The organism is Enterobacter cloacae complex sp. P40C2 (assembly GCF_014930695.1).
Taxonomy (GTDB): Bacteria; Pseudomonadota; Gammaproteobacteria; order Enterobacterales; family Enterobacteriaceae; genus Enterobacter; species Enterobacter pasteurii.
The window spans coordinates 114,902-134,872 of record NZ_JADBRP010000007.1 but is presented as its reverse complement, the minus strand read 5'-3'; the positions used below and the strand labels follow the sequence as shown (position 1 = coordinate 134,872).

Genomic DNA, 19,971 nt, shown 5'->3' with positions numbered 1-19,971 from the left:
AGATGGTGCATCCGGGAGGATTCGAACCTCCGACCGCTCGGTTCGTAGCCGAGTACTCTATCCAGCTGAGCTACGGATGCAAAATGGCGGTGAGGCGGGGATTCGAACCCCGGATGCAGCTTTTGACCGCATACTCCCTTAGCAGGGGAGCGCCTTCAGCCTCTCGGCCACCTCACCACACAACGCCTCTTTCGAGTGCTTCGAGTAACTCGTTAAGAGCTTCTCGTCGCTGCGTGGCGCATATATTACTTTCTGGGACTTATAAGTCAAACAATTTTCCACATGCTTTTTTCGTTTGCACAATTCGCACGCAATTCGCATGTAAAAGCCGCAAGGAGAGTGTTTTATAAGCGGATTTTGCAGGTATCTTCACAGAAATCTCCAGAGAGAAGCGGGTGATTTTGATGAGATAAAGGTATGGGGGTGGTTAAAAACGCAGCGTTTGAAATAGAACGGTAACTTTATGCAGGAAAAATAGCAGGAGGGTTGCGTCTCGCTCGACAGCGAGACGCGACAATATCAGTAACTGGACTGCTGGGATTTTTCAGCCTGGATACGCTGGTAGATCTCTTCACGGTGGACAGATACTTCTTTAGGAGCGTTAACACCAATACGTACCTGGTTACCCTTTACCCCTAAAACTGTCACGGTGACCTCATCCCCAATCATGAGGGTCTCACCAACTCGACGAGTCAGAATCAGCATTCTTTGCTCCTTGAAAGATTAAAAGAGTCGGGTCTCTTGTATCCCGGCATTATCCATCATATAACGCCAAAAAGTAAGCGATGACAAACACGTAAAGTGTAAGCAGTCACGGCATCACATTCTGTTAAACGTAAGTTTAGCCGATATACACAAACTCAACCTGACTTTATCGTTATCGATAGCGCAGTGAGCAAGACGCCATAACGTTACCGCTATGGCGTCTGCTTGTGCTTTGTAGTTATTACAGTTTCGCGCTTACCCAGCTTTCAACGCTGGCTAATGCCGCGGGAAGTGCCGCCGCATCCGTACCACCGGCTTGTGCCATGTCCGGACGACCGCCACCTTTACCACCCACCTGCTGGGCGACCATGCCAATCAGTTCCCCTGCTTTAACGCGGTCAGTTACGTCTTTAGAGACCCCCGCAATCAGAGAAACCTTACCCTCTGCGACCGTCGCCAGCACGATAACCGTTGAACCAAGCTGGTTCTTCAGATCGTCGACCATCGTACGCAGCATCTTAGGCTCAACGCCCGCCAGATCGCTGACCAGCAGTTTAACGCCCTTAATGTCTACCGCTTTGCTGGAGAGGTTCGCACTCTCCTGTGCCGCAGCCTGCTCTTTAAGCTGCTGAAGCTCTTTTTCCAGCTGACGGGTACGATCCAGCGCAACGCGCACTTTCTCGCTCAGGTTCTGGCTATCGCCTTTGAGCAGCTGCGCGATGTCGTGCAGCTGATCGCTCTGCGCGTGCAGGCTGGCGATTGCGCCTTCGCCGGTCACCGCTTCGATACGACGAACGCCCGCAGCAGTACCCGATTCAGAAACGATGCGGAACAGGCCGATATCGCCGGTGCGAGAAGCGTGAGTACCGCCGCACAGCTCGGTAGAGAAGTCGCCCATGCTCAGTACGCGCACGCGATCGTCATATTTCTCGCCGAACAGCGCCATTGCACCCGCTTTCTTCGCCGCCTCGAGATCCATTACATGGGTTTCGATCGGCAGGTTACGGCGGATCTGCGCGTTCACCAGGTCTTCCACCGCGCGGATTTCAGACGGCTTCATCGCTTCAAAATGCGAGAAGTCGAAGCGCAGCATTTTGTCATTAACCAGAGAACCTTTCTGTGCAACGTGGGTACCCAGCACTTCACGCAGGGCTGCGTGCATCAGGTGGGTTGCAGAGTGGTTCAGACGAATGCGCGCGCGACGGGCTTCATCAACGTTAGCCTGAACGCCCTCACCCACCTTCAGAGAGCCGGAAACCAGTTTGCCCTGGTGACCGATCGCCTGACCGTATTTCTGAGTGTCGCTCACGCTGAAGCTGAAGCCATTGCCTTTCAGTTCACCTTTATCGCCAACCTGACCACCTGATTCCGCATAGAATGGCGTTTTATCCAGAATGACCACGGCTTCCTGGCCCGCGCTGATGCTGTCTACGGCCTTGCCGTCAACAAACAGTGCGGTCACGTTGCTGGTCAGCGCCAGCTCTTCGTAGCCTTTGAATTCAGACGCGCTGTCCACGCGGATCATCGCGTTGTAGTCCGCGCCAAAACCGCTGGATTCACGCGCGCGGCGACGCTGCTCTTCCATTGCGGCTTCAAAGCCGGCTTCGTCAACCTTGATGTTGCGCTCGCGGCAAACGTCAGCCGTCAGGTCAACCGGGAAGCCGTAGGTGTCGTACAGGCGGAAAGCGGTTTCGCCGTCCAGCGTGTCGCCCTTCAGTTTTGCCAGCTCGTCGTCAAGCAGCGCAAGTCCGCGCTCCAGCGTACGGGCAAACTGCTCTTCTTCGGTTTTCAGAACCTGCTCTACCTGCGCCTGCTGGCGCTTCAGCTCGTCGCCGGCAGAACCCATTACGCCAATCAGTGGCCCAACGAGCTTATAGAAGAAGGTGTCCTTAGCGCCCAGCATGTTGCCGTGACGGATCGCGCGGCGAATGATACGACGCAGCACGTAGCCGCGGTTTTCATTCGACGGGATAACGCCGTCAGCAATCAGGAACGCGCAGGAACGAATATGGTCCGCAATCACGCGCAGAGATTTGTTGTTCAGATCGGTTGCGCCCGTCACGTCGGCAACGGCTTTAATCAGGGTGCTGAACAGGTCAATTTCATAGTTGGAGTTGACGTGTTGCAGAACGGCCGCGATACGCTCCAGGCCCATGCCGGTATCAACGGACGGTTTTGGCAGCGGCTCCATGGTGCCGTCAGCCTGACGGTTGAACTGCATGAAGACGATGTTCCAGATCTCAATGTAGCGATCGCCGTCTTCTTCCGCGCTGCCCGGAGGGCCGCCCCAGATATGGTCGCCGTGATCGTAGAAGATCTCGGTGCACGGGCCGCAGGGACCGGTGTCACCCATCTGCCAGAAGTTGTCGGACGCGTAAGGCGCGCCCTTGTTGTCACCGATACGAATGATACGTTCGCGTGGGATACCAACTTCTTTTTCCCAGATCTCAAACGCTTCGTCATCGGTCTCGTAAACGGTGACCCACAGACGCTCTTTCGGCAGGTTGAACCAGTTTTCACCGGTCAGCAGTTCCCACGCGTATTGAATGGCGTCGTGTTTGAAGTAGTCGCCGAAGCTGAAGTTACCCAGCATTTCGAAGAAGGTGTGGTGGCGCGCGGTGTAACCGACGTTTTCCAGGTCGTTGTGTTTACCGCCCGCACGCACGCAACGCTGTGAGGTTGTGGCGCGGGAATAATTACGCTTGTCGAGACCAAGGAACACATCCTTGAACTGGTTCATCCCGGCGTTGGTAAACAGCAGAGTCGGGTCATTGTTCGGTACCAGGGAGCTGCTGGCAACAACCTGGTGTCCCTTACTATGGAAAAAATCGAGAAACGCCTGACGGATCTCAGCGGTGCTCTTGCTCATAATTATCCTGAAATCAAGCTAACGAAATGTCGCAGCAGATCTGTATCTGAAAACAGTTGGACGGACCAGCTACTGGAAAAAGTGGGAATAAGATAAGTTTTCTTTAGTGGGAAGTAAAATCCCGCATGCGTTCAATCGGTAAAATTACGCCAGATATCCTGAATATCTTCCATCAGAAAGCCCCGGTAGAGCAAAAAGCGCTGGATTTTAACCTTTTCCGAAAATTCACGCGGCAGCGGCTCGCCGTACTTTCGTACCGCCTGCTCGCGCGCCAGTTCGCACCAGTCGATGTCACTTTCACGCATGGCTTTTTCAATGGCTTCACGGGCAACGCCTTTCTGGTTCAGCTCCTGGCGGATACGCGCCGGGCCGTAGCCTTTGCGGCCACGGCTGGCGAGAAAGCGTGAGGCAAAACGGCCGTCATCAAGATAATGATGCTCGTAGCACCAGGCAATCACGCGGTCGTAATCTTCCGCGGTGGCATCAATCGCTTCCGGCCCGTTTTTGCTCATGACGGGCGCTGACAGTTTCCGCCGCAGCTCCTGCTCGCTATGGTCGCGCACGGCGAGAATACGCACAGCCCGGTCCAGCAGGCGCGAGTAGGCGGGTCGGCGCGATGTTGGTTCACTCATAAAAAACCTGTCGATTCAGAAATGCAAAAAGGGCCGCATCAGCAGCCCTTCATTTTTATCCGAGAGGATTAAAAGTCTTCGTTGGTTTCTTCAGCATCCGCGCCGTCAACCACGAAATCAGGTTTAGAGTCCTGGTTGTTCAGCAGAAGCTCACGCACCTTCTTCTCGATTTCTTTCGCCGCAGCCGGGTTCTCTTTCAGCCAGGAGATAGCATTCGCTTTACCCTGACCAATCTTGTCGCCGTTGTAGCTGTACCATGCGCCCGCTTTTTCAATCAGCTTCTCTTTCACGCCCAGGTCAACCAGCTCGCCGAGGAAGTTGATGCCTTCGCCGTAGAGGATCTGGAACTCAGCCTGCTTGAACGGTGCTGCGATTTTGTTCTTCACAACCTTCACGCGGGTTTCGCTACCCACCACGTTCTCGCCCTCTTTCACCGCACCGATACGGCGGATATCCAGACGGACAGAGGCGTAGAATTTCAGTGCGTTACCACCGGTGGTGGTTTCCGGGTTACCGAACATCACACCAATTTTCATACGGATCTGGTTGATGAAGATCAGCAGCGTATTGGACTGCTTCAGGTTACCCGCCAGCTTACGCATCGCCTGGCTCATCATACGTGCCGCGAGGCCCATGTGAGAGTCACCGATTTCACCTTCGATTTCCGCTTTTGGCGTCAGCGCAGCAACGGAGTCGACGATGATCACGTCAACCGCACCTGAGCGCGCCAGCGCGTCACAAATTTCCAGTGCCTGCTCGCCGGTGTCTGGCTGAGAACACAGCAGGTTGTCAATATCAACGCCCAGTTTACGGGCATAGACTGGGTCCAGCGCGTGCTCGGCATCGATAAACGCACAGGTTTTACCTTCACGCTGTGCCGCCGCAACGACCTGCAGCGTCAGGGTCGTTTTACCTGAGGATTCCGGACCGTAGATTTCTACGATACGGCCCATCGGCAAACCGCCAGCGCCCAGTGCGATATCAAGAGAAAGCGAACCGGTAGAGATGGTTTCCACGTCCATGGAACGGTCTTCACCCAGGCGCATGATGGAGCCTTTACCGAATTGCTTTTCGATCTGGCCCAGTGCTGCCGCCAACGCTTTCTGTTTGTTTTCGTCGATAGCCATTATTACTCCTGTCATGCCGGGAGAAGCAACTGCGCTTCACCATGGACTTCTGTTCTGTTGAGGCAATTATACTGTATAGTCATACAGTATCAAGTATTTTGTAGAAAATGTTGCCAGAGCGTTTTTAAAGCATAAACGGTGGCCTGACGACGCACGCTTTCGCGGTCGCCGCTGAAGCATTCCCGGCGGGTGATCCCTTCACCTTGAGAGGTGGCAAAGCCAAACCAGACGGTGCCGACAGGCTTCACGTCGCTGCCGCCGTCCGGCCCCGCGATGCCGCTGATGGAAACCGCGTAATCTGCCCGCGCCGCTTTGAGCGCACCGATAGCCATCTCGATCACCACCGGCTCGCTGACCGCGCCATGCTGTTCAAGCGTGGCTTCACGCACGCCGATCATCTGCGCTTTAGCCTCGTTACTGTAGGTTACAAACCCGCGTTCAAACCAGGCGGAACTGCCGGCAATATCGGTAATCGCCTTCGCCACCCAGCCGCCGGTGCAGGATTCTGCGGTGGTGATGGTCGCGCCACGCTGCTTCAGCGCCAGCCCTACCACTTCGCTAAGCTGCATCAATTCATGGTCAGTCATTATCGCTCCAGGCCGTAGAAAACATGCAGCACAAGATAGCACTTTCTTATCAGATATGGGGACGCGCTTCAGGTTTTACGAGGGGGCTTCAGAAAATAGCCGGTGCGGGCGCACCGGCTGCGGAGAAGGCCATTACTGACTGAACGGTGACGCCGCCGGCACACGCGCCTGCGATACCGCCAGGCCCAGCTGCCACACGGCCATCGCATAGTGCGTGCTGTGGTTGTAGCGGGTGATGGTGTAGAAGTTCGGCAGGCCGAACCAGTACTGATAACCGGTCCCCACGTCCAGACGCAGCAGGCTCACCTGGTCAACGTTACCCAGCGGCTGCGTCGGCGTTAGGCCTGCCGCTGCCAGCTGCGCAACGCTGTATTTGGTTTTGAATCCGTTTGCCAGACCAAACGCCTCGCCGTTCGCCTGCACCGCCACCTGGCCGCCCGGCGTCCAGCCGTGTGCTTTGAAGTAGTTAGCCACGCTGCCGATGGCATCCTCAGGATCCCACAGGTTAATGTGTCCATCGCCGTTAAAATCAACCGCGTACTGCTTATAGGAAGACGGCATAAACTGGCCGTAGCCCATGGCACCGGCGAACGAGCCTTTCAGATCCAGCGGATCGTCCTGTTCGTCTCGCGCCATCAGCAGGAACGTTTCCAGTTCAGACGAGAAATACTCGGCGCGGCGCGGGTAGTTGAAGGAGAGCGTCGCCAGCGCATCAAGAATGCGGGTTTTGCCCATCACGCGTCCCCAGCGGGTTTCCACGCCGATGATCCCGACAATGATTTCCGGCGGCACGCCGTAGACCTGCCACGCGCGGTTGAGCGCATCTTCATACTGGTTCCAGAACGCCACGCCATTCTGCACGTTGTCCGGGGTAATAAACTGTTTACGGTAGCGCAGCCACGCGCCGTTTGGCCCGGTCGGCACCTGGGCCGTCGGTGCCTGGCGGTCCATCAGGCGCAGCACGTAGTCCAGACGCTTCGCCTGGGACAAAATGGCATGCAGCTGCTGGCGGTCAAAACCGTGCTTGCTCACCATTTTATCGATGAACTGTTCGGCCGCAGGATTATTCGCGAAGTCGCCGCCCATCTGCATCATATTGTGCTGTGGCTCCAGCAGGAACCCGCCAGAAGGCGCGCCCGCCGTTTGCTGAGCGGCTTCGGTCTTAGGTTTGCTACTACAGGCAGACAGGAGAATAAGCGCAGGCAACAGCGCTGCATAACGACGCTTGAACATGTGGCATCCATTTAACGAGTCCGGTAAGAACCCAGTATGGTAAAGCATCCCCGACTCCTCAAGGAAGCGGTACGCACCTTCCCAACGTAAATCAGCGCTTTTTTCTGCCGAAAACAATTCACCGCATCAATAAACTTTCAAAATAATCTATTTTTCTTTCATTGTGAGATCTAAATAACACTTTAAAACCTTTCAAAGTGATTATTATTAGCCCCAGTTATACAAAACAAAAAAGCCTTACAGGAGAGAAGAATGATAGAAACCATCACCCACGGTGCCGAGTGGTTCATCGGGCTGTTCCAGAAAGGGGGCGAAGTGTTCACCGGCATGGTGACCGGGATCCTGCCCCTGCTGATCAGCCTGCTGGTGATCATGAACGCGCTGATTAACTTTATCGGCCAGCAGCGCATTGAACGCTTCGCCCAGCGCTGTGCCGGAAACCCGCTGTCCCGCTACCTGATACTGCCCTTCATCGGCACCTTTGTTTTCTGCAACCCGATGACCTTAAGCCTTGGCCGCTTTATGCCGGAGAAGTACAAGCCGAGCTACTACGCCGCCGCCTCCTACAGCTGCCATTCCATGAACGGCCTGTTTCCGCACATTAACCCCGGCGAGCTGTTTGTTTACCTCGGGATCGCCAGCGGCCTCACCACCCTTGGCCTGCCGCTCGGCCCGCTGGCGGTGAGCTACCTGCTGGTTGGCCTGGTGACTAACTTCTTCCGCGGCTGGGTAACGGACCTGACCACCACCCTTTTCGAGAGAAAAATGGGCATCCAGCTTGAACAAAAAGTTCACCTTTCAGGAGCGACAGCATGAACCGGATCCGCATTGAGAAAGGCACGGGCGGCTGGGGCGGCCCTCTGGAGTTCGACGCCGCCGCAGGCAAAAAGATCGTCTACATTACCGCGGGCACGCGCCCGGCGATCGTTGACAGGCTGCGCGAGCTCACCGGCTGGGAAGCGGTCGACGGCTTCAGGGAGGGCGAGCCGCCGGAAGCGGAAATCGGCGTGGCGGTCATCGACTGCGGCGGCACCCTGCGCTGCGGCATCTACCCAAAGCGCCGCATTCCTACGGTGAATATTCACTCCACCGGAAAATCGGGCCCGCTGGCGCAGTACATCCTAGAAGATATTTATGTCTCGGGCGTGAAGGAGGAAAACATCACTCTGGTGAATGGCACTCCCGCGCCGCAAAAAGCGGCACCGCGCGAGTACGACACCAGCAAGAAGATCACCGAGCAGAGCGACGGCCTGCTGGCGAAGGTCGGGATGGGGATGGGGTCCGCCGTGGCGGTGCTGTTCCAGTCCGGGCGCGACACCATCGACACGGTGCTGAAAACCATTCTGCCGTTTATGGCCTTCGTCTCGGCGCTGATCGGCATCATCATGGCGTCCGGCCTGGGGGACTGGATTGCCCACGGCCTTGCCCCGCTCGCCAGCCATCCGCTCGGGCTGGTGACGCTGGCGCTGATCTGCTCCTTCCCGCTGCTGTCGCCGTTTCTTGGCCCGGGCGCGGTGATTGCCCAGGTCATCGGCGTGCTGATTGGCGTGCAGATTGGCCTGGGCAACATTCCCCCGCACCTCGCCCTGCCCGCCCTGTTTGCCATTAACGCCCAGGCGGCGTGCGACTTTATCCCCGTCGGGCTGTCGCTGGCCGAAGCGCGTCAGGAGACCGTGCGCGTGGGCGTGCCGTCCGTGCTGGTCAGCCGCTTCCTGACGGGCGCGCCAACGGTGCTGATTGCCTGGTTTGTCTCCGGCTTTATTTATCAATAAGAGGTTCCTGCGATGACCGTTATTTACCAGACCACGATTACCCGCATCGGCCAGAGCGCAGCGGATGCGCTCAGCGACCAGATGCTGATCACCTTCCGCGAAGGAGCACCGGCGGATATCGAAGAATTTTGCTTTATCCACTGCCACGGCGAGCTTAACGGCGAGCTGAAGGCAGGAAGTCAGCTTGAACTGGGCGAGGCGCGCTATGCCGTGACCGCCGTCGGCGACGTGGCCGAGCAGAACCTGCGCGAGCTGGGCCACATCACCCTGCGCTTCGACGGCCAGCCGCAGGCGGAATATCCCGGCACGGTGCACGTTGATGGCCCGGTTCCGCAGGCTGTTACCCCAGGCTGCACGTTAAAATTTGTTGCGTAATTAAGGAGAGTCACATGAGTCAGGTTGCCGTTGTCATTGGTGGGGGACAAACCTTAGGCGAGTTCCTCTGCCGTGGGCTTGCCGCTGAGGGTTACCGCGTGGCGGTAGTGGATATTCAGAGTGAAAAAGCCGCCCGCGTGGCGGACGCCATCAACACCGAGTATGGCGAAGGGATGGCGTACGGGTTTGGCGCAGACGCCACCAGCGAGCAGAGCGTGATGGCCCTCGCCCGCGGCGTGGACGAGATATTTGGCCGTACCGACCTGCTGGTCTACAGCGCGGGGATAGCGAAAGCGGCGTTCATCAGCGATTTCGAGCTGGGGGACTTTGACCGCTCGCTGCAGGTGAATCTGGTGGGCTATTTCCTCTGCGCCCGCGAGTTTTCCCGCCTGATGATCCGCGACGGCATTCAGGGGCGCATCATTCAGATCAACTCGAAATCCGGGAAAGTGGGCAGCAAGCATAACTCCGGCTACAGCGCGGCGAAGTTCGGCGGCGTGGGGCTAACGCAGTCCCTGGCGCTTGATCTGGCCGAATACGGGATTACCGTTCACTCGCTGATGCTGGGCAACCTGCTGAAGTCGCCGATGTTCCAGTCCCTGCTGCCGCAGTACGCCACCAAGCTCGGAATTAAAGCTGAGGAAGTGGAGCAGTACTACATCGATAAAGTGCCGCTGAAGCGCGGGTGCGACTATCAGGACGTGCTGAACATGCTGCTGTTTTACGCCAGCCCGAAGGCCTCGTACTGCACCGGGCAGTCGATTAACGTCACCGGCGGGCAGGTGATGTTCTGATCGAGCGGTTTGTTTTCCCCTCACCCCGGCCCTCTCCCCACAGGGGAGAGGGTGTGTTTTGTCCCCTCTCCCCTGTGGGGAGAGGGTTAGGGTGAGGGGTGAGGAAAAATAAGGAGCCGATATGGTAACCGCATTAATCACCGTCGCCGCCCTCGCCTGGCTCTGCCAGATGGCGTTCGGCGGCTGGCAAATTCACCAGTTTAACCGCGCGTTTGACGCCCTGTGCCAGAAAGGCCGCGTGGGCGTCGGGCGCTCCGGCGGCCGCTTCAAACCGCGCGTGGTGGTTGCCGTTGCGCTGGATGAACACGATCGGGTGTGCGACTCCCTCATCATGCGCGGCATGACGGTGTTTGCCCGTCCGGCGAAAATTCAGGCAATCAACGGTATCGCGCTGCATGAATTACAACCTGATGTGATCTTTCCCCATGATTCGCTCTGTCAGAATGCACTATCATTAGCGCTTAATCTGAAACATGGATAATTTCGTTGTGAAAGTTACAGACTTGCGAAATTATCATTTCGCAACGTAAGGAACGAAGCGCCTATGAAACCTCGTCAGCGGCAGGCGGCCATTCTTGAGCATCTGCAAAAGCAGGGAAAGTGCTCGGTAGAAGAGCTGGCCCACTACTTTGACACCACCGGCACGACAATACGCAAGGATCTGGTGTTGCTCGAAAACTCCGGCGCCGTCATTCGTACCTACGGCGGCGTGGTGCTCAATAAGGATGAAGCCGACCCGCCTATCGATCACAAAACGTTGATTAACACCCACCAGAAGGCGCTGATTGCCGAAGCGGCGGTGAAATTCATTCACGACGGTGATTCCATCATCCTCGACGCGGGCAGCACCGTCCTGCAGATGATCCCGCTGCTCAGCCGCTTTAACAACATCACGGTGATGACCAACAGCCTGCACATCGTCAATGCCCTGTCGGAGTTCGACAGCGAGCAGACCATCCTGATGCCCGGCGGTACCTTCCGTAAGAAATCGGCGTCGTTTCACGGCCAGTTGGCGGAGAACGCCTTCGACCACTTCAGCTTCGATAAGCTGTTTATGGGCACCGACGGTATTGACCTGAACGCGGGCGTCACCACCTTCAACGAGGTGTTCAGCGTCAGCAAAGCGATGTGTAACGCCGCGCGGGAGGTCATTTTAATGGCGGACTCGTCGAAGTTTGGCCGTAAAAGCCCCAACATTGTCTGTAGCCTGGAAAGCGTCGACAAGCTGATTACCGACGCGGGTATCGACCCGGCGTTTAAAAAAGCGCTGGAAGAGAAAGGCATCGACGTGATCGTAACCGGAGAGAGAGATGAGTGATTTTCTGTTAGAAACGGGCCGCCAGACGCTGATGCTTGAGCTACAGGAGGCCAGCCGCCTGCCGGAACGTCTGGGCGAGGATTTTGTCCGCGCGGCCAACACCATTATCCACTGCGAAGGCAAAGTGATTGTGGCGGGCATTGGTAAATCCGGCCATATCGGCAAGAAGATTGCGGCGACGCTTGCCAGTACCGGCACCCCGGCATTCTTCGTTCACCCTGCCGAAGCGCTGCACGGCGATCTGGGGATGATCGAAAGCCGCGACGTGATGCTGTTTATCTCCTACTCCGGCTCGGCCAAAGAGCTGGATCTCATTATTCCACGTCTGCAGGAAAAATCGGTTGCGCTGCTGGCGATGACCGGAAAATCCCGCTCGCCGCTGGCGCTGGCCGCTAAGGCCACGCTGGATATCTCCGTTGAGCGCGAGGCCTGCCCGATGCATCTGGCACCGACCTCCAGCACCGTCAACACGCTGATGATGGGCGACGCGCTGGCGATGGCGGTGATGCAGGCGCGCGGCTTTAATGAAGAAGACTTTGCCCGTTCGCATCCGGCCGGGGCGCTTGGGGCACGCCTGCTCAACAAGGTTCACCACCTGATGCGCACGGACGATGCCATTCCGCAGGTCAAACTCGACACCAGCGTGATGGACGCGATGCTGGAGCTGAGCCGCACCGGGCTGGGGCTGGTTGCGGTGTGCGATAACGACAGCCTGGTGAAGGGGGTATTCACCGACGGCGACCTGCGTCGCTGGCTGGTGGGCGGCGGCGGTCTTGAGGCGCTGGTCTCAGAGGCGATGACCAGAGGCGGGCTGACGCTGAATGCCGACAGCCGCGCCATTGAAGCCAAAGAGGTGCTGATGAAGCGCAAAATCACCGCCGCGCCGGTGGTGGACGAGCACGGCAGGCTGTGCGGCGCCATCAACCTGCAGGATTTCTACCAGGCAGGGATTATTTAACCCTTCAGCCCAAGACGTTTCGCCAGCCGGTGAAGGTTGGCGACGTCCATCTCCAGCGCCCGCGCGCACGCCGCCCAGCTGCGGTTATTCTGCTCCAGCGCGCGGGTAATCATCTGACGCTGAAATGCTTCCGTCGCCTCGCGCAGGTTTTCGCTGGCGCTCTCAGGCGCAGCCGGCTTCACGATCGGCGCACTTTCCTCATGCAGCGCAAAATGCCGCGCATGAATAACCACCTCATCCCCCGAACGCGTCGCCCGCGCCAGCACGACCGCACGGTGAATCGCATGTTCCAGCTCGCGCACGTTGCCCGGCCAGCCGTAGCTCAGCAGGTGCGACCTCGCGCCGGGGCTGAGCACCACCCGGGAAAGCCCCATTTTGAGCCGACACTGCTCGCAGAAAAAGCCCGCCAGCAGCACCACGTCGTCCCCCCGCTCGCGCAGCGGCGGCACGGAGAGCGGAAACACGCTCAGGCGGTGGAACAGGTCAGCGCGGAAATTGCCCGCCAGCACCTCCTCGCGCAGATCCCGGTTGGTCGCTGCCAGCACGCGCACGTCCACCCGAAGGCTGCGGTCATCGCCCACGCGCTGGATGTCGCCGTACTGCAACACCCGCAGCAGCTTGGCCTGTAGCGAAAGGGAGAGTTCGCCAATTTCGTCCAGGAACAGCGTGCCGTTATCGGCCATTTCAAACTTGCCGCTGCGGTTGCTGATCGCCCCGGTAAACGCCCCTTTGACGTGGCCGAACAGCTCGCTCTCCGCCACGCTTTCAGGCAGGGCCGCGCAGTTGAGGTACACCAGCGGGTTCACCGCGCGCGGCGAAGCCTCATGGATGGCTTTCGCCACCAGCTCTTTACCGGTACCGGTTTCCCCGAAGATCAGCACGTTCAGGTCGGACGCGGCGACTATCTCAATCTCTTTTTTGAGCTGCTCCATGCCCGGCGAAAGGCCGATCATCTCCGTGTGCGCCACCTCGCCGAACGCCGTCGGGCTGCCGGGAAGGATATTCTGGCTCTCCAGCTGCTCTATCAGCAGGGCGTTGTTCAGCGCACCGGCCGCCAGCGCGGCAATGAGGCGCAGCTCTTCGTCGCTGAACGTATCAAACTGGTCCGGCGACATGCCGTCGAGGGTGAGCGCGCCAATCAGGTTCTGCCCTGCGAAGAGCGGCAGGCCGATGCAGGCGTGCACCTTCAGGCTCTCCTGTCCGGGAATAAGCCCGTCGTACGGGTCGGGCAGATCGCTGTCCGCCGGAAACCGCACGACGTCACCCGCGCGGGCGATGGTCTCCAGACGCGGATGGCCTTCCAGCGTAAAGCGTCGCCCGAGCACGTCCTGCGCCAGCCCGTCGATTGCCAGCGGAATAAACTGCCGCCCCTCATAGCGCAGCAGCGCCGACGCATCGCACGCCAGCACGTGGCGCAGCGTAGAGATCAGCCGCTGAAAGCGGTCCTGATGCCCGATACCGGTTTGCAGTTCAATGGCGATCTTCGCCAGCACGTCTACGGAAAAGCTCATGTCTGCCTCACAGTCATTTTGACAATGCATAGTGTCATATTGACAGCTTTTTAGATAGTCATAATGACTACCCATTAGGGGTCATAAATTTATATTTTCATTATTATCAAGAAGTTAAAAAGTTGGCACGCAACTTGATATAGGTACAGCATCTTATTTGAAAACGCTGTATTACGCTGAGGTTGCTATGTCTATTCTGGTTAAAAATAACATTCATTGGGTTGGTCAACGTGACTGGGAAGTACGTGATTTCCACGGTACGGAATATAAAACGCTGCGCGGCAGCAGCTACAACAGCTATCTCATCCGTGAAGGTAAAAACGTCCTCATCGATACCGTCGACCACAAATTCAGCCGCGAGTTCGTGCAGAACCTGCGCAGCGAAATCGACCTGAACGATATCGACTACATCATCATCAACCACGCGGAAGAGGATCACGCCGGGGCGCTGACCGAGCTGATGTCTAACATCCCGGACACCCCGATCTACTGCACCACCAACGCCATTGACTCCATCAACGGCCACCACCACCATCCGGAGTGGAACTTCCACACCGTAAAAACCGGCGACACGCTGGATATCGGCAACGGCAAACAGCTGATCTTCGTGGAAACCCCGATGCTCCACTGGCCGGACAGCATGATGACCTACATGACCGGCGACGCGGTGCTGTTCAGCAACGACGCCTTCGGCCAGCACTACTGCGACGAACGCCTGTTCAACGATGAAGTGGATCAGGCCGAGCTGTTCGAACAGTGCCAGCGCTACTACGCCAACATCCTGACGCCGTTCAGCCGCCTGGTAACGCCAAAAATCACCGAGATCCTCGGCTTCAACCTGCCGGTGGACATGATTGCCACCTCCCACGGGGTGGTGTGGCGTGAAAACCCAACCCAGATCGTTGAGCTGTACCTGAAATGGGCCGCGGATTATCAGGAAGACCGTATCACAATCTTCTACGACACCATGTCCAACAATACCCGCATGATGGCGGACGCGATTGCCCAGGGGATTAACGAAGTCGACCCGAACGTGGCGGTGAAAATCTTCAACGTGGCGCGCAGCGATAAAAACGAAATCCTGACCAACGTCTTCCGCTCTAAAGGCGTGCTGGTGGGGACCTCCACCATGAACAACGTGATGATGCCGAAAATTGCTGGCCTGGTGGAGGAGATGACCGGCCTGCGCTTCCGTAACAAACGCGCCAGCGCCTTTGGTTCTCACGGCTGGAGCGGTGGTGCGGTAGACCGTCTCTCCACCCGTTTACAGGACGCCGGTTTTGAGATGTCCATGAGCCTGAAGGCGAAATGGCGCCCGGATCTCGACGCGCTGGAAGTCTGCCGTCAGCATGGCCGCGACATTGCACGCCAGTGGGCGCTCGCACCGCTTCCTGAGGTTGCAGCCCAGCCCGCCGAACAGCCGCAAGCCTGTGCCGGGGCAGCCAGCGCCGATCTCGGCCCACGCATGCAGTGCAGCGTCTGCCAGTGGATTTACGATCCTGAACTGGGCGAGCCGTTGCAGGATGTCGCGCCGGGCACGCCGTGGAGCGAGGTTCCGGACAACTTCCTCTGCCCTGAATGTTCCCTCGGAAAAGACGTCTTTGACGAACTGGCAACGGAGGCAAAATGAGCAACGGTATCGTCATCATCGGCTCGGGCTTTGCCGCCCGCCAGCTGGTGAAAAATATCCGCAAACAGGACGCTAGCGTGCCGCTGACGGTGATCGCCGCCGACAGCATGGACGAATACAACAAGCCCGATCTGAGCCACGTCATCAGCCAGAATCAGCGCGCCGAAGATCTCACCCGCCAGACGGCGGGGGAGTTCGCGGAACAGTATAACCTGCGTCTGTTTCCGTACACCTGGGTGACCGATATCGACGCCGACGCCCGCGTGGTGAAGGCGAAGGATAAAACCTGGCAGTACGACAGGCTGGTGCTGGCGACGGGGGCATCTGCGTTTGTGCCGCCGGTTGAGGGCCGCGAGCTGATGGTCACGCTCAACAGCCAGCAGGAGTATCAGGCCAGCGAAACCCTGCTGCGCGATGCCGACAGGGTGATGATTGTCGGCGGCGGGCTGATTGGCACCGAGCTTGCGATGGACTTCTGTCGGGCGGGTAAATCCGTCACCCTGGTTGACCACGCGGCCAGCATTCTGTCGGCGCTGATGCCGGCAGAAGTAAGCAGTCGCTTACAGCATCGTCTGACCGACATGGGCGTCCATCTGTTGCTGAAATCGCAGCTGCAGGGCCTGAGCAAAACCGAAGGCGGTATTCGCGCGACCCTTGACCGCAACCGCAGCGTTGAGGTGGATGTGGTTATTGCGGCGACGGGATTGCGCCCGGAAACCGCGCTGGCGCATCGCGCCGGGGCCGAAGTAAACCGCGGCGTGAAGGTAGACAGCTACCTGCAAACCACCCAGCCGGACATTTATGCCCTGGGCGACTGCGCGGAAATTAACGGCCAGGTGCTGCCTTTCCTGCAGCCGATTCAGCTAAGCGCCATGTTCCTGGCGAAAAACCTGCTCGGGGGCAGTGCGCCGGTGAAATTACCCGCCATGCTGGTGAAGGTAAAAACGCCGGAGCTACCGCTGCATCTCGCGGGCGAAACGCAGCGTCAGGATCTGAACTGGCAGATCGCCATTGAGCCTCAGGGCATGGTGGCGCGCGGTACGGATGCTGACGGCCAGATGCGCGCCTTTGTCGTCAGCGAAGACAGAATGAAGGAGGCCTTCGCGCTGCTGAAATCGTTACCTGCCTGACCCTCTCTGCCACGCTTACTTAACCTTTGGATTATATTGTCCGCAGCCCCGATGTCCTGGGGCTTTTTTTATGGCACCAGCCTGAGTCAGGAACGCACCACCAGCGCGTCATAGCCGCGCCAGCGGTAGTTGGCCATAGAGATCAGCCAGCAGGCGACAAACAGCCCGACCACCACGAATCCGGCATCGCCAAGGTTGTCGTTCACCGCGCCAATCAGATCCCACGCGCCGCCGCTGAGGCCAAATTTGTCCATCAGCAGACCCAGCGCTTCCAGCCCGCCGATAAACAGCGCCACCACTACCGAGGTGCCGGTGATAGTCATGTTGTAGTACAGCTTGCGCTGCGGCTTGTTGAACGCCCAGCCGTACGCGCCAACCATCAGCAGGTTATCGAGCGTATCCACCAGCGCCATGCCGCTTGCGAAGAGCGCCGGGAAAATCATGATTGACCATACCGACATACCGCTGGAGGCGCTGGCGGCGGAGATCCCCAGCACGCCAATCTCGGTGGCGGTGTCAAATCCGAGGCCAAACAGGAAGCCGACCAGATACATCTGCCAGCTTTTGTTGACGAGGCGGAAGGTTTTGCCAAACAGCCAGTTCATCACGCCACCCTGCGCAGGAAGCGTGACGTCCCCCCGCACCGGCCTGCCGTTTTTCAGCGCCCGGAAACTGCGCCACACGCCGCGCAGGATCACCATATTCACCAGCGCCATCGCCAGCAGGAAGGTGGCGGATACGGCGGTGCCAATCAGGCTGCCGGTTTCGTGAAGCCAGGCCATATTCTTCTGAAACGCCGTGGCGGTGGCGGCAATAGCGATGGACGCCAGCACCACGATGGTGGAATGTCCGAGGGAAAACCACGCGCCCACCCCGGACGGGCGTTTGCCCTGCTGCATCATCTTACGCGTCACGGTATCAATGGCCGCGATGTGGTCAGCATCCACCGCATGGCGCAGCCCGTAACACCAGGCCAGCAGGCTGGCGGCCATCAGCGCCGTACTGCCGCTAAAGGTGCGCCACGCCAGCCCCCATGCCAGCAGATTAGCCATTACCAGAGCCAGCAGCAGGCACGCTGCGCGCGGTTCATTGCGTAGAAGTCGTAACATTTTAAGTCCTTTGTGAACATGACCGGGCGGCAGCAACCACCGCCTGCCCGAAGGCAATCGCGCCGTCACCTGCGGGCAGGCGCGAAGGAAACAGAAGCGTGAAATCTGAAAGGTAATAGCGAAAGCGCGCGCGAAGCAGACGGTTGTGCAGGACGCCCCCGCTGAAGCACACCGCAGAGAGGGAGAGACGGCGGGCATGCGTTGCCGCCAGCTTGCTCAGCCCTTTTGCCAGCGCGTCGTGAAAGGCCCACGCGCGCTCGCAGGGTTCCGCCCGCCAGGCCAGCCACTGCTGCCAGAAACCGGCAAGGTTATCCGCTTCCAGCGTCACCGGATGGTCGACGCCCGCGCACCGGGCGGCCAGCGCCTCCAGCCTGCATGCCGCTTCGCCTTCATAGCGCTGTGCGTTTATGCCCAGCGCGCAGGCGACCGCGTCAAACAGGCGACCGCAGGACGACGCCAGCGGCGCGTTGATACCGCGCGTCACGGCCGTTGCCAGCAGCGGCCAGTTCTCACGCTGTACGGCACCGGTTTCCGGGTACTGCTGCCAGTCGGGTACGAACGCCAGGCAGTGGGCGAGTAAATTGCGCCACGGCTGTTTCGCTGCCAGATCGCCGCCCGGCAGCGCGACGGCGGGCAGGCCGCCGAGCCGTTCGCAGTCCAGATAGTTCACCCGCAGGCACTCGCCGCCCCACAGCGCGCCGCTCTCGCCCATGCCGATCCCGTCCAGCGTCAGGGCGATAACGTCCCCGCCGTCAAGCGGCCAGTTATTTTCCGCCATGCACGCCGCTGCGTGGGCGTGATGATGCAGCACGGTTTCAACGGGCAGCGCCTGCTCCTGCGCCCACCGGCGGGCGCGATACCCCGGGTGCGCATCGCACACCACGCGCTCCGGCTGAAAAGCGTAGATTTTCTGCATCAGCGACAGCGCCGTGCGCCACTGGGCGTCGACGCCGTCGTCGCTGAGGTTGCCAAAATGCTGGCTCAGCACCGCGCGATCCCCGCGCACCAGGCAGAAGGTATTTTTCATGTCCGCACCGGTGCATAGCATGGCAGGGCTCCCGCTGAACCCGGCGGGAAGCGTAATAGCATCCGGCACAAACCCGCGCGCGCGGCGCAGGACTGCGCCCTCCCGATCCATCACCGAATCATCCATCCGCTGCAGAATGTCGCGGTTGTGCAGCAGAACGCCGTCGGCAATGTCGCCGAGCGCCTCCAGCGCCTGGCGGTTGGTGATGGCGGGCGGACGGCCGCTGAGGTTACCGGAGGTCATCACCAGCGGGCGCCCGCAGTCCATCATCAGCAAGTGCTGAAGCGGGTTCGCGGGCAGCATCACGCCGATCGTATCCAGCCCCGGCGCAATCTCTTCCGGAAACGCGGGAAGGCAGGCTTTTGGCGTCAACACGATCGGCGCAGCGGCCGAGCGTAACAGCGTCCGTATCGCCTCCGGCAGGCCATCCGCATCGGGGATCATCACCGCCAGCGGCTTCGCCGGGCGCTGCTTGCGTGCCCGCAAGGTCATTATCGCCCTGGGGTTAAGCGCGTCGCAGGCCAGGTGAAACCCACCCAGCCCTTTGACCGCCACGATGCCGCCGTTTTTCAGCCTCTCCACCGCCGCGCTTAACGCCGGTTCGCGGGTGGCAACAGCGTCACCGGCTCGCCACTCCAGCTGCGGCCCACAGTCCGGGCAGGCCACCGGCTGGGCGTGAAAGCGGCGATCGGCCGGACTGCGGTACTCCGCTTCACACGGCGCGCACAGCGGAAAGCCCGCCATCGCGGTCGCCGGACGGTCATAGGGCATCGCGCTAATGATGGTGTAACGCGGGCCGCAGTGGGTGCAGTTGATAAACGGGTGGCGATAGCGTCGCTCGCGGCGGTCGCGCATCTCCGCCAGGCAGGCGGGACAGGTAGCGGCATCCGGGACGATTTGCGTGTCCATCGTCCCGCCCTCGCTGTGGCGAATGACGAACGAAACCGGCTCCGCTGCCCAGATGAACGGCTGCGCGTCGATGCAATCGATGCGGGCCAGCGGTGGGCAGTCCTGGCGCAGCCTCGCGGTAAAGTCACCCCCACTACCCGCGAGACGCACCAGGACACCCTCTCCGTCGTTGCACACGTCGCCTGCCAGCTTCAGCCGGTGCGCCAGCTGCCAGACGAAGGGGCGAAACCCCACGCCCTGCACTTTGCCGCGCACCCGAAGCTGAACGCCGTTAACGCTCATTGC

The 19,971-nt window shown here is 59.1% G+C and carries 18 protein-coding genes and 2 tRNA genes; 9 read left to right on the top strand and 11 right to left on the bottom strand.

What is annotated here, in order from left to right:
• Nucleotides 1–3 precede the first annotated feature (3 nt).
• The 8 genes from IM304_RS14840 to mltB all read right to left on the bottom strand — a co-directional run bounded on the left by IM304_RS14840 (nucleotide 4) and on the right by mltB (nucleotide 7,153).
• Nucleotides 4–80 (bottom strand) — tRNA-Arg (locus tag IM304_RS14840).
• Between the two features lie 4 nt (nucleotides 81–84).
• Nucleotides 85–177 (bottom strand) — tRNA-Ser (locus IM304_RS14835).
• Nucleotides 178–519: 342 nt separating this feature from the next.
• On the bottom strand, nucleotides 520–705 hold the full coding sequence (gene csrA / locus IM304_RS14830; protein WP_000906486.1) for a carbon storage regulator CsrA: 186 nt from the start codon (nucleotides 703–705) through the stop codon (nucleotides 520–522).
• A gap of 241 nt (nucleotides 706–946) precedes the next feature.
• On the bottom strand, nucleotides 947–3,574 hold the full coding sequence (alaS, locus tag IM304_RS14825; protein WP_193356058.1) for an alanine--tRNA ligase: 2,628 nt from the start codon (nucleotides 3,572–3,574) through the stop codon (nucleotides 947–949).
• A gap of 131 nt (nucleotides 3,575–3,705) precedes the next feature.
• Entirely contained in the window at nucleotides 3,706–4,206 is a 501-nt protein-coding gene (gene recX / locus IM304_RS14820) for a recombination regulator RecX (protein ID WP_193356059.1), read from the bottom strand.
• Nucleotides 4,207–4,274: 68 nt separating this feature from the next.
• The gene (gene recA / locus IM304_RS14815) at nucleotides 4,275–5,333 is read right to left on the bottom strand and encodes a recombinase RecA (protein WP_176609645.1); all 1,059 of its coding nucleotides are present in this window, start codon (nucleotides 5,331–5,333) and stop codon (nucleotides 4,275–4,277) included.
• A gap of 89 nt (nucleotides 5,334–5,422) precedes the next feature.
• The gene (gene pncC / locus IM304_RS14810) at nucleotides 5,423–5,920 is read right to left on the bottom strand and encodes a nicotinamide-nucleotide amidase (RefSeq protein WP_176609644.1); all 498 of its coding nucleotides are present in this window, start codon (nucleotides 5,918–5,920) and stop codon (nucleotides 5,423–5,425) included.
• 132 nt (nucleotides 5,921–6,052) lie between these two features.
• Nucleotides 6,053–7,153: a lytic murein transglycosylase B gene (gene mltB / locus IM304_RS14805; protein ID WP_176609643.1), complete on the bottom strand. Its 1,101-nt coding sequence runs from the start codon at nucleotides 7,151–7,153 to the stop codon at nucleotides 6,053–6,055.
• 252 nt (nucleotides 7,154–7,405) lie between these two features.
• Between mltB and srlA the strand changes: the two genes are divergently transcribed.
• From srlA to gutQ, 7 genes are all read left to right on the top strand, one after another.
• Complete coding sequence (gene srlA, locus IM304_RS14800; RefSeq protein WP_148421340.1) at nucleotides 7,406–7,969, top strand: PTS glucitol/sorbitol transporter subunit IIC; 564 nt, start codon at nucleotides 7,406–7,408, stop codon at nucleotides 7,967–7,969.
• The gene (locus tag IM304_RS14795; protein ID WP_148421338.1) at nucleotides 7,966–8,925 is read left to right on the top strand and encodes a PTS glucitol/sorbitol transporter subunit IIB; all 960 of its coding nucleotides are present in this window, start codon (nucleotides 7,966–7,968) and stop codon (nucleotides 8,923–8,925) included. The genes srlA and IM304_RS14795 overlap by 4 nt, the downstream gene beginning before the upstream one ends.
• Before the next feature lie 12 nt (nucleotides 8,926–8,937).
• Nucleotides 8,938–9,300 carry a PTS glucitol/sorbitol transporter subunit IIA gene (srlB, locus tag IM304_RS14790; protein WP_148421336.1) on the top strand — a complete coding sequence of 121 codons (363 nt, stop codon included), beginning with the start codon at nucleotides 8,938–8,940 and terminating at the stop codon, nucleotides 9,298–9,300.
• Nucleotides 9,301–9,314: 14 nt separating this feature from the next.
• The gene (gene srlD / locus IM304_RS14785; RefSeq protein ID WP_148421334.1) at nucleotides 9,315–10,094 is read left to right on the top strand and encodes a sorbitol-6-phosphate dehydrogenase; all 780 of its coding nucleotides are present in this window, start codon (nucleotides 9,315–9,317) and stop codon (nucleotides 10,092–10,094) included.
• Nucleotides 10,095–10,215: 121 nt separating this feature from the next.
• Nucleotides 10,216–10,575 carry a transcriptional regulator GutM gene (gutM, locus tag IM304_RS14780; RefSeq protein ID WP_148421322.1) on the top strand — a complete coding sequence of 120 codons (360 nt, stop codon included), beginning with the start codon at nucleotides 10,216–10,218 and terminating at the stop codon, nucleotides 10,573–10,575.
• A gap of 63 nt (nucleotides 10,576–10,638) precedes the next feature.
• Complete coding sequence (locus tag IM304_RS14775; RefSeq protein WP_148421320.1) at nucleotides 10,639–11,412, top strand: DNA-binding transcriptional repressor; 774 nt, start codon at nucleotides 10,639–10,641, stop codon at nucleotides 11,410–11,412.
• The gene (gutQ, locus tag IM304_RS14770) at nucleotides 11,405–12,370 is read left to right on the top strand and encodes an arabinose-5-phosphate isomerase GutQ (RefSeq protein ID WP_193356060.1); all 966 of its coding nucleotides are present in this window, start codon (nucleotides 11,405–11,407) and stop codon (nucleotides 12,368–12,370) included. The genes IM304_RS14775 and gutQ overlap by 8 nt, the downstream gene beginning before the upstream one ends.
• Here the strand turns inward: gutQ and norR are convergent.
• Nucleotides 12,367–13,881 (bottom strand): nitric oxide reductase transcriptional regulator NorR, encoded by a 1,515-nt coding sequence (gene norR, locus IM304_RS14765; RefSeq protein WP_193356061.1) that lies wholly within the window; start codon nucleotides 13,879–13,881, stop codon nucleotides 12,367–12,369. The genes gutQ and norR overlap by 4 nt on opposite strands.
• Nucleotides 13,882–14,068: 187 nt before the next feature.
• Here norR and norV point away from each other — a divergent pair, with 187 nt between their 5' ends.
• Nucleotides 14,069–15,511 carry an anaerobic nitric oxide reductase flavorubredoxin gene (gene norV, locus IM304_RS14760; protein WP_193356062.1) on the top strand — a complete coding sequence of 481 codons (1,443 nt, stop codon included), beginning with the start codon at nucleotides 14,069–14,071 and terminating at the stop codon, nucleotides 15,509–15,511.
• On the top strand, nucleotides 15,508–16,641 hold the full coding sequence (gene norW / locus IM304_RS14755) for an NADH:flavorubredoxin reductase NorW (RefSeq protein ID WP_193356063.1): 1,134 nt from the start codon (nucleotides 15,508–15,510) through the stop codon (nucleotides 16,639–16,641). The genes norV and norW overlap by 4 nt, the downstream gene beginning before the upstream one ends.
• Before the next feature lie 86 nt (nucleotides 16,642–16,727).
• Here norW and IM304_RS14750 read toward each other — a convergent pair whose 3' ends face one another.
• Together IM304_RS14750 and hypF are read right to left on the bottom strand one after the other, a co-directional pair.
• Nucleotides 16,728–17,750 carry a HoxN/HupN/NixA family nickel/cobalt transporter gene (locus IM304_RS14750; RefSeq protein ID WP_193356064.1) on the bottom strand — a complete coding sequence of 341 codons (1,023 nt, stop codon included), beginning with the start codon at nucleotides 17,748–17,750 and terminating at the stop codon, nucleotides 16,728–16,730.
• 1 nt (nucleotide 17,751) lies between these two features.
• Nucleotides 17,752–19,968 (bottom strand): carbamoyltransferase HypF, encoded by a 2,217-nt coding sequence (hypF, locus tag IM304_RS14745; RefSeq protein ID WP_193356065.1) that lies wholly within the window; start codon nucleotides 19,966–19,968, stop codon nucleotides 17,752–17,754.
• Nucleotides 19,969–19,971 lie beyond the last annotated feature (3 nt).

Excerpts from the sequence above, each read along its gene's own strand:
- norR (WP_193356061.1), bottom strand. The coding sequence starts at position 13,881 with ATGAGCTTTTCCGTAGACGTGCTGGCGAAGATCGCCATTGAACTGCAA.
- IM304_RS14775 (WP_148421320.1), top strand. The coding sequence starts at position 10,639 with ATGAAACCTCGTCAGCGGCAGGCGGCCATTCTTGAGCATCTGCAAAAG.
- csrA (WP_000906486.1), bottom strand. The coding sequence starts at position 705 with ATGCTGATTCTGACTCGTCGAGTTGGTGAGACCCTCATGATTGGGGAT.
- norV (WP_193356062.1), top strand. The coding sequence starts at position 14,069 with ATGTCTATTCTGGTTAAAAATAACATTCATTGGGTTGGTCAACGTGAC.
- gutM (WP_148421322.1), top strand. The coding sequence starts at position 10,216 with ATGGTAACCGCATTAATCACCGTCGCCGCCCTCGCCTGGCTCTGCCAG.
- gutQ (WP_193356060.1), top strand. The coding sequence starts at position 11,405 with ATGAGTGATTTTCTGTTAGAAACGGGCCGCCAGACGCTGATGCTTGAG.
- recA (WP_176609645.1), bottom strand. The coding sequence starts at position 5,333 with ATGGCTATCGACGAAAACAAACAGAAAGCGTTGGCGGCAGCACTGGGC.
- mltB (WP_176609643.1), bottom strand. The coding sequence starts at position 7,153 with ATGTTCAAGCGTCGTTATGCAGCGCTGTTGCCTGCGCTTATTCTCCTG.
- alaS (WP_193356058.1), bottom strand. The coding sequence starts at position 3,574 with ATGAGCAAGAGCACCGCTGAGATCCGTCAGGCGTTTCTCGATTTTTTC.
- pncC (WP_176609644.1), bottom strand. The coding sequence starts at position 5,920 with ATGACTGACCATGAATTGATGCAGCTTAGCGAAGTGGTAGGGCTGGCG.
- norW (WP_193356063.1), top strand. The coding sequence starts at position 15,508 with ATGAGCAACGGTATCGTCATCATCGGCTCGGGCTTTGCCGCCCGCCAG.
- srlA (WP_148421340.1), top strand. The coding sequence starts at position 7,406 with ATGATAGAAACCATCACCCACGGTGCCGAGTGGTTCATCGGGCTGTTC.
- IM304_RS14750 (WP_193356064.1), bottom strand. The coding sequence starts at position 17,750 with ATGTTACGACTTCTACGCAATGAACCGCGCGCAGCGTGCCTGCTGCTG.
- srlB (WP_148421336.1), top strand. The coding sequence starts at position 8,938 with ATGACCGTTATTTACCAGACCACGATTACCCGCATCGGCCAGAGCGCA.
- srlD (WP_148421334.1), top strand. The coding sequence starts at position 9,315 with ATGAGTCAGGTTGCCGTTGTCATTGGTGGGGGACAAACCTTAGGCGAG.
- hypF (WP_193356065.1), bottom strand. The coding sequence starts at position 19,968 with ATGAGCGTTAACGGCGTTCAGCTTCGGGTGCGCGGCAAAGTGCAGGGC.
- IM304_RS14795 (WP_148421338.1), top strand. The coding sequence starts at position 7,966 with ATGAACCGGATCCGCATTGAGAAAGGCACGGGCGGCTGGGGCGGCCCT.
- recX (WP_193356059.1), bottom strand. The coding sequence starts at position 4,206 with ATGAGTGAACCAACATCGCGCCGACCCGCCTACTCGCGCCTGCTGGAC.